The 6,959-nt window shown below is 63.1% G+C and carries 7 protein-coding genes; 6 read left to right on the top strand and 1 reads right to left on the bottom strand.

The window, feature by feature from the left end; all coding sequences use genetic code 11:
- The 6 genes from EBS11_RS27700 to EBS11_RS27675 all read left to right on the top strand — a co-directional run.
- The coding region (locus EBS11_RS27700) for an EAL domain-containing protein (protein ID WP_290608626.1) at positions 1–2,361 on the top strand (2,361 nt) is incomplete at its 5' end.
- Positions 2,362–2,492: 131 nt separating this feature from the next.
- Positions 2,493–3,104 carry a phasin family protein gene (locus EBS11_RS27695; protein ID WP_290608624.1) on the top strand — a complete coding sequence of 204 codons (612 nt, stop codon included), beginning with the start codon at positions 2,493–2,495 and terminating at the stop codon, positions 3,102–3,104.
- 139 nt (positions 3,105–3,243) lie between these two features.
- Positions 3,244–3,915, top strand: a complete 672-nt coding sequence (locus EBS11_RS27690) for a TetR/AcrR family transcriptional regulator (protein ID WP_071324565.1) — start codon at positions 3,244–3,246, stop codon at positions 3,913–3,915.
- Between the two features lie 64 nt (positions 3,916–3,979).
- Positions 3,980–4,753, top strand: a complete 774-nt coding sequence (locus EBS11_RS27685) for a hypothetical protein (RefSeq protein WP_290608618.1) — start codon at positions 3,980–3,982, stop codon at positions 4,751–4,753.
- An 11-nt stretch (positions 4,754–4,764) separates the two neighbouring features.
- A complete protein-coding gene (locus tag EBS11_RS27680) occupies positions 4,765–5,310 on the top strand; it encodes a TIGR00730 family Rossman fold protein (protein ID WP_290608632.1) in 546 nt (181 codons plus the stop codon).
- Positions 5,311–5,622: 312 nt separating this feature from the next.
- The gene (locus tag EBS11_RS27675) at positions 5,623–6,216 is read left to right on the top strand and encodes a PEP-CTERM sorting domain-containing protein (protein WP_290608630.1); all 594 of its coding nucleotides are present in this window, start codon (positions 5,623–5,625) and stop codon (positions 6,214–6,216) included.
- Positions 6,217–6,420: 204 nt separating this feature from the next.
- Here EBS11_RS27675 and EBS11_RS27670 read toward each other — a convergent pair whose 3' ends face one another.
- The gene (locus EBS11_RS27670) at positions 6,421–6,933 is read right to left on the bottom strand and encodes a M48 family metallopeptidase (RefSeq protein WP_290608628.1); all 513 of its coding nucleotides are present in this window, start codon (positions 6,931–6,933) and stop codon (positions 6,421–6,423) included.
- Between the last annotated feature and the right edge of the window lie 26 nt (positions 6,934–6,959).

The raw sequence follows: 6,959 nt of genomic DNA, 5'->3' as shown, positions 1-6,959 counted from the left end.
GACCCCGCCGAGCTGGGTCTGCCCGAGTCCCACCCGCCCGTGCATTCCTTCCTGGGCGTGGCCATCGCCTCGCGCGAGCGCAGCCACGGCTGGCTGTACCTGGTGGACAAGCTGGGGGCGAACGAATTTTCCGAAGTCGACGAGCGCGTGGCCGCCACGGTGGCCGCGCAGATCGCCGTCGCCTATGACAACCTGCTGCTGTACGATGAAATCAAGCGCCACCACGAGCAGCTGACCCTGGACATGGCCGCGCGCATCCGCCTCGACGAAGACCTGCGCCGCTTCCGCCTGGCGATGGATGCGACGGCCGACGCGATTTTCCTCGTCGACCGCGCCGGCATGTGCTTTGTCGACGTCAACCAGACGGCTTGCCGCATGCTGGGCTTCGAGCGCGAGGATTTCCTGCGCGTGGGGCCGGGCCGCGCGCACGAGGGCGAAACCCAGCTCGAGGAACTGTACACCAAGCTGCTGGCCGGCGACCAGGGCGGCCCGATGACGGAATTGCAGCTGCAGCGCAAGGACGGCTCGCGCCTGTCGGTGGAAGTGCAGCGGCGCACCCTGCGCTCGGGCCAGAGCTGGATCCTGGTGGCCGTGGCGCGCGACATCACCGAACGCAAGGACGCCGAGCAGCGCCTGATGAAGCTGGCCCATTTCGACACGCTCACGGGCTTGCCGAACCGCAGCCAGTTCTACGCCTCGCTGACCCATTCGCTGGCCCAGGCGGCCGAACACCAGTGGGCCGTGGCCGTGCTGTTCATGGATATCGACCGTTTCAAGAATGTCAATGACACCCTGGGCCACACCATCGGCGACGACCTGCTGCGCCAGTTTGCCAGCCGCCTCGTCGACTGCCTGCGCGTGCGCGACACCATCGGCCGCTTTGGCGGCGATGAATTCGCCGCCATCCTGGTGCTGCCCGAAGGCGCGCAGCATGCCGTGGGCGTGGTCGACAAGATCCGCGAAGCGATGCGCAAGCCCTTCGACCTGCAGGGCCATGAAGTGACGGTGACGGTGAGCATCGGCATTTCCGTGTATCCCGACGATGCCGTCGATGCCGATACCCTGATCCAGTATGCCGACACGGCCATGTACCGGGCCAAGGAGGCGGGCCGCGACGCCTTCCGCTTCTTCACGGCGGAGATGAACGCCCAGTCGATGGCCCGCCTGGACATGGAAAACGCCCTGCGGCGCGCCATCGACAACGAGGAATTCGTGCTGTTCTTCCAGCCCAAGGTGAATATCATCTCCGGGCGCATCAGCGGCGCCGAGGCGCTGATACGCTGGCGCCGCCCCGGCCACGGCATGGTCTCGCCCGCGCTGTTCATCCCCCTGCTGGAAGAGACGGGGCTGATCGTGCGCGTCGGCAACTGGGTGCTCGACGAGGCGTGCAAGAAAATCGGCGAGTGGGGCGCCAGCAGCATCGGTCCCGTGCACCTGTCCGTGAACGTCTCGGGCATCCAGTTCTTCGTCGGCGGCCTGGAGGAGGAAGTGCTCAAGGCCATCCGCAAGTACGACATCGCGCCCGACCTGCTGGAGCTGGAGCTGACGGAAAGCTCGCTGATGTCGAATGCCGAGGAGACCATCGCCGTCTTGCGCAATCTCAAGGCGCTGGGTATCCAGATTTCCATCGACGACTTCGGCACCGGCTATTCCAGCCTGGCTTACCTGAAGCGCTTTCCCATCGACAAGCTGAAGATCGACATCGCCTTCGTGCGCGAAGTGACGAGCAACCCGGACGACGCGGCCATCGTGCTGGCCATCATCAGCATGGCGCACAGCATGAAGCTGCAGGTGATCGCCGAGGGCGTGGAAAACGATGCGCAGCTGGCCTACCTGCGGCGCCACGGCTGCGACGAGATGCAGGGTTATTATTTCAGCCGTCCCGTGCCGCAGGAGGAATTCGAGCAGATGTTGATGGGCGGCAAGCTGCTGCAGGCGCCGCACGATGCGGGCAGCGAAGAACAGCAGACCCTGCTGATCGTCGACGACGACGTCTTCATGCTCGACGTGCTCAGCGATTTCCTCGCGCAGGATGGTTACCGCATCCTGACGGCGCAGACGGCGGCCGAGGGCTTCGACATCCTGGCGCGCCACAAGGTGCAGGTGATCCTGTGCGACCAGTGCATGCCGCTGATGAGCGGCACGGAATTCATGGAGCGGGTCAAGCACCTGTGCCCCGATACCTTCCGCATCATGCTGTCCGCCTTCGCCGACTTGACGCCGATCATGGCGGCCATCAACCGGGGCGCCGTCGACCGCTTCTACACCAAGCCATGGAAGGGCGCCGTGCTGCGCGAGAACATCCGCGAAGGCTTCCGCCTGCACAGCCTGCTGCACGGTCCCGTGAAGGCGGCCGCCTGAGTGCCCGCTTGCGTGTGCTGGCGCACCCTGCATGCGCGATTCCTGGCGGATTAGACCCCCGTCTCTAGTTTTGCTCTCTAGAATAAAAGCATCCATGATGGTGATGGCCTTGCAAACGACGGGAGCTGGCGATGGTGAAGAAACTGAAGGAACTGGCGGAGGACAAGGAACTGGCGAACGCCGTGCGCTCGTCCGCGCAGCAGATCTGGCAAGCGGGCCTGGGCGCCTTCGCCAAGGCGCAGGAAGAGGGCGGCCGCGTGTTTTCCAGGCTGGTCAAGGAGGGCACGGAATTCCAGAAGCGGGCCGAGGACAAGGTGGCCGGCGTCAGCGACAGCGTCGGCAAGCTGGCCGATGGCGTGGGCAAGCAGGCCAGCGGTTCCTGGGACAAGCTGGAGCAAGTGTTCGAGGAGCGCGTGGCGCGCGCGCTGGCGACCATCGGCGTGCCCACGCAGCATGACATCGCCGCGCTGCAGGCGCAGCTCGCGGCCTTGAGCGCGCAGGTGGCGGCGCTGTCGCAGCCGGCCGCCAAGTCGGCTGTCAAGGCGGCCGCCAAGCCGGCTGCCGCAGCTGCCGTGAAGGCGGCGCCGAAAGCGGCACCCAAGGCTGCATCCAGGGCCGCCCCCAAGGCCGCCTCCAGGGCCGCGCCCAAGGCGCCGGCCAGGCCCGCAGCCAGGGCCGTAGACAAGTCCGCGACCAAGCCCGCAGCCAAGCCCGCGGCGAAGAAAAAAGTCCCGGCGGCCTGAGCTGGCGCCGCTGTTCGTCCGGCCTGCTCGCGCAGGCTTTTTTTTGGCCGGCCTTTTCGCCGGGGCCGGCGGGCGCAGTGTTTCATTACGGCTATCTTAGGTGGTATGCTTGTGGCAGAACACAGAGAGATTGCCCGCCATGCTACAAAAAGCACCACGCCGTACCCGCGAACGCATCCTGGAGTTGTCGCTGCGCCTGTTCAATGAGTTCGGTGAGCCGAATATCACGACCACCGTGATCGCGGAAGAGATGAATATCTCGCCGGGAAACCTGTACTACCACTTTCGCAACAAGGACGATATCGTCAATTCCATCTTCGTGCAGTTCGAGGCGGAAATCGAACGCATCCTGACCGTGCCGGACGGGCGCCGCTCGAACATCGAGGACGTCTGGCTGTACCTGCACCTGATGTTCGAACTGATCTGGCGCTACCGCTTCTTTTACCGCGACCTCAATGATTTGCTGTCGCGCAACCGCAAGCTGGAATTGCACTTCAAGCTGATCCTGGCGCACAAGATCAAGGTGGCCACCCAGCTGTGCGAGGATTTGCGCAGCGAACAGTCGCTGGAGGCGTCGGACATGGAGATCGGCGCCATGGCGACGAATATGGTGGTGGTCGCCACCTACTGGCTGTCGTACGAGTACGTGCGCAACCCGCGCAAGTACAGCGAGCAGCAATCCATGTCCGATGCGCTGGCGCGGGGCTGCTACCAGGTGCTGTCCCTGATCGGGCCCTACCTGCGCAATGAAACGCATTTGTTGTTCCGCAAATTGTCGGAAGAATATGTGACCAAACTCAAGAACGACTGACGGTCCGGTCCCGCGCGCCGGCGCTGCCGGGCAGGCCGGAGGACCTTTTTACAGGAGACATGGCATGGCTTGGAAACAATTCCCCTATCCTGACGCAGCGTATGCCTATACGGCGCAGAGCCTGGAAGCGGCGTGGCCGCGCCTGCATGCGGGCGACGTCGAGCCGTTTCCCACGCACCCGGCGCTGCTGCAGGCCTGGCTGGCCTTCCACGCCGGGGACTTCGAACGGGCCGTGAAGCTGGGCCTGGCCGTCGGCGTGCCCGGCTATGCGGTGGCGCACAAGGCCACCTGCATCTATGCCACGCATCTGGAGGTCAATGACAGCCAGAAGCTCGACATGTACGAAGAGGTGGCGGAGCGCTGCGAGCGCCAGCAGAGCGAACAGCCGGACAATCCGGCCGGGTATTACTGGCATGCCTACAGCCTGGGCCGCTACGCGCTGGGCACTTCCGTCGTGAAAGCCCTGGCGCAGGGCATGGGCGCGCGCGTGCGCAACAGCCTGGACCGCACGATGACGGTGGCGCCCATGCACGCGGAAGCGCATATCGCGTTTGGGATTTATCATACGGAAATTATCGACAAGGTCGGCGCCATGATCGGCAGCCTGACGTATGGTGCCAACAAGGAAGATGGCTATCAGCATTTCAAGACGGCGCTGGCCCTGACGCCGTATTCGGCGCTGGCCCACAGCGAATATGCGCGGGCGCTGAACATGCTCGACGGAAAGAAAAAACTGGCGGAAGCGCTGGCCCTGTATGAACTGGCGGCCGAGTGCGTGCCACTCGATGCCAAGGAGCGTCTCGAAGTCGAGGCGGCGATTGATGAACTGAAAGAGTAAGGATTACTGTGATCAAGGCTTTATGTGTGTACTGTGGCGCCAACGCGGGCGTGTCGCCGGACTATGCGGTCGCGGCGCGGGAACTGGCGCGCGTGCTGGTGGCGGAAAATATTTCACTGGTGTATGGCGGCGGCAAGGTGGGACTGATGGGCGTGATCGCCGATGAAGTGCTGCGCCTGGGCGGCGAAGTGACGGGCGTGATCCCCATGCAGCTGGTCGAGCGCGAGGTGGGCCACACGGGCCTGACGCGCCAGTTCATCGTCAAGGACATGCACGAACGCAAGGCCATGATGGCCAGCCTGTCCGATGCCTTCATCGCCATGCCCGGTGGCTACGGCACGCTGGAAGAGCTGTTCGAGATGCTGACCTGGGCCCAGCTGGGCCTGCATGCCAAGCCCATCGGCCTGCTCAACGTCGACCGTTTCTACGATGGCTTGCTTGCTTTCGTGCAAAACGGCAAGGAACAGGGCTTCATCCGCCCGCAGCATGCCGCCTTCCTCAATGCGGATGCCGATCCGGCGGCCCTGGTGCAGCGCTTGAAGGATTGCGCACCGTAAGTTTTCCATGCGGAAATTTCACATGAGCCATGCACTGCGAAGTGCATGGCTTTTTTATTTCCGCACGGGAAAATTGATCAAGCTCAATAAATTAATTAATAAAAATATACATAAATATTTCTATGTAGGCATGTTTTTTTGAAAATGAAGATGCATTTTAGGCATGAGTGTGGTCTACTGGACTGGTTCAAAAGTTAGGAATCCCGGACACCGACGAGCGCAGGACAGACTCCCAGAAAATGGTGCCGATCAGTTTCAAGTTGCCACAGCCACGCTACTTCATCATCTCGAAAGGATGCTATTTTGAAACCAATGACCCTCTTGCGCGCGACCGCTGTCGCCGCCATTCTCGCCGCCGGCGGCGCCCAGGCACAAAGCACCACCATCAGCTTCGATACGCTGGAACAACCCGGCTTCTTCGGCTCCGTGTTTACGTCGTACTCGGAAAGCGGCTACGACTTCAACAGCAGCTTCCTGGGGTTCTTGAGCTCTCCCCATCAAGGCAATTTTGCCTACGCCGGCTCGGCTGGCCTGGGTGCGTCGGCCCTGTCGACGACGACCCTGAAGCGCACGGACGGCGCGGCATTTTCGCTGAGCACCATCAGCCTGGCCGATCTCGTGAGCTTTCCCGGCTCTTACGACGTAACTTTCGTCGGCCACCAGGTGGGCGGCGGCACGGTGACGCAGACGTTCAGCCTCGACGGCAGCCATACCTTCAGCGATTACACCTTCACGGGTTTCAGCAACCTGCTGTCGGCCACGTGGAAGGAAGGCGCCTTCCATACCTTCCAGGTCGATAATATCGGCGCCAGCGTGAGCGCCGTGCCGGAACCGGCCACCTACGGCATGCTGCTGGGCGGACTGGGCCTGCTGGCGTTCCTGCGCCGCCGCAAGAACGCCGCCTGAGCGTGAACCCTGCGCCGGCCACGCCGGCGCGCAAGCCGCCCGGCCGATGCCAGGGCGGCTTTTTTACGTCCATCATGGGAAGGGGCATGCGGCGTTCTCCGCTTGGGCCGCAGGGCTTGTCGCGCTGCTGATTTCGCAGGGCAGGGCGCAAGGCATGGGCGCGGCGCGGCGTCGTTGGCGCCGGTCATGGCCGCGCCGTCCCGCTCATGACCAGAGGCGCTGGCCGGACAGGTCGAGCTGGGTCAGGTACAGCCGCACGTCGAATTCGTACTGGTGGTATTGCGGCTCCATGTACGTGCACAGCTTGTAGAAGGCCTTGTCGTGCTGCTTTTCCTTCACGTGCGCCAGCTCGTGCACGGCGATCATGCGCAGGAATTCCAGCGGCACTTCCTTGAACATGGTGGCCACGCGGATTTCATGCTTGGCCTTGAGCTTGCCGCCCTGCACGCGCGAGATGGACGTGTGCAAGCCCAGCGCATGCTGGATCACGTGGATCTTGCTGTCGAACGCCACTTTGTTGATGGGTTCGGCGTTGCGCAGGAATTCATTCTTCAAGTCCTGCACATACTGGTACAGGGCCTTGTCGTTGCGCACGTCGTGCGCGACGGGATAGCGCTTCAGCAGCACCTCGCCCAGCTTGTCCTGCGTGATCAGTTGCTGTACTTGCGCTTGCGTCTGTTCGGAATAGGCGCTCAGGTATTTCAGGGATGGCTGCATGCGGGGAAGGGCGGGGCGGGTCGCGG

It is taken from the genome of Janthinobacterium sp., assembly GCF_009923995.1.
Classification (GTDB): domain Bacteria; phylum Pseudomonadota; class Gammaproteobacteria; order Burkholderiales; family Burkholderiaceae_D; genus Janthinobacterium.
This window is presented reverse-complemented; position numbering and strand designations above follow the sequence as displayed.

Coding starts and splice junctions, on each gene's coding strand:
- EBS11_RS27675 (WP_290608630.1), top strand. CDS start 5,623: ATGACCCTCTTGCGCGCGACCGCTGTCGCCGCCATTCTCGCCGCCGGC.
- EBS11_RS27685 (WP_290608618.1), top strand. CDS start 3,980: ATGGCTTGGAAACAATTCCCCTATCCTGACGCAGCGTATGCCTATACG.
- EBS11_RS27695 (WP_290608624.1), top strand. CDS start 2,493: ATGGTGAAGAAACTGAAGGAACTGGCGGAGGACAAGGAACTGGCGAAC.
- EBS11_RS27670 (WP_290608628.1), bottom strand. CDS start 6,933: ATGCAGCCATCCCTGAAATACCTGAGCGCCTATTCCGAACAGACGCAA.
- EBS11_RS27690 (WP_071324565.1), top strand. CDS start 3,244: ATGCTACAAAAAGCACCACGCCGTACCCGCGAACGCATCCTGGAGTTG.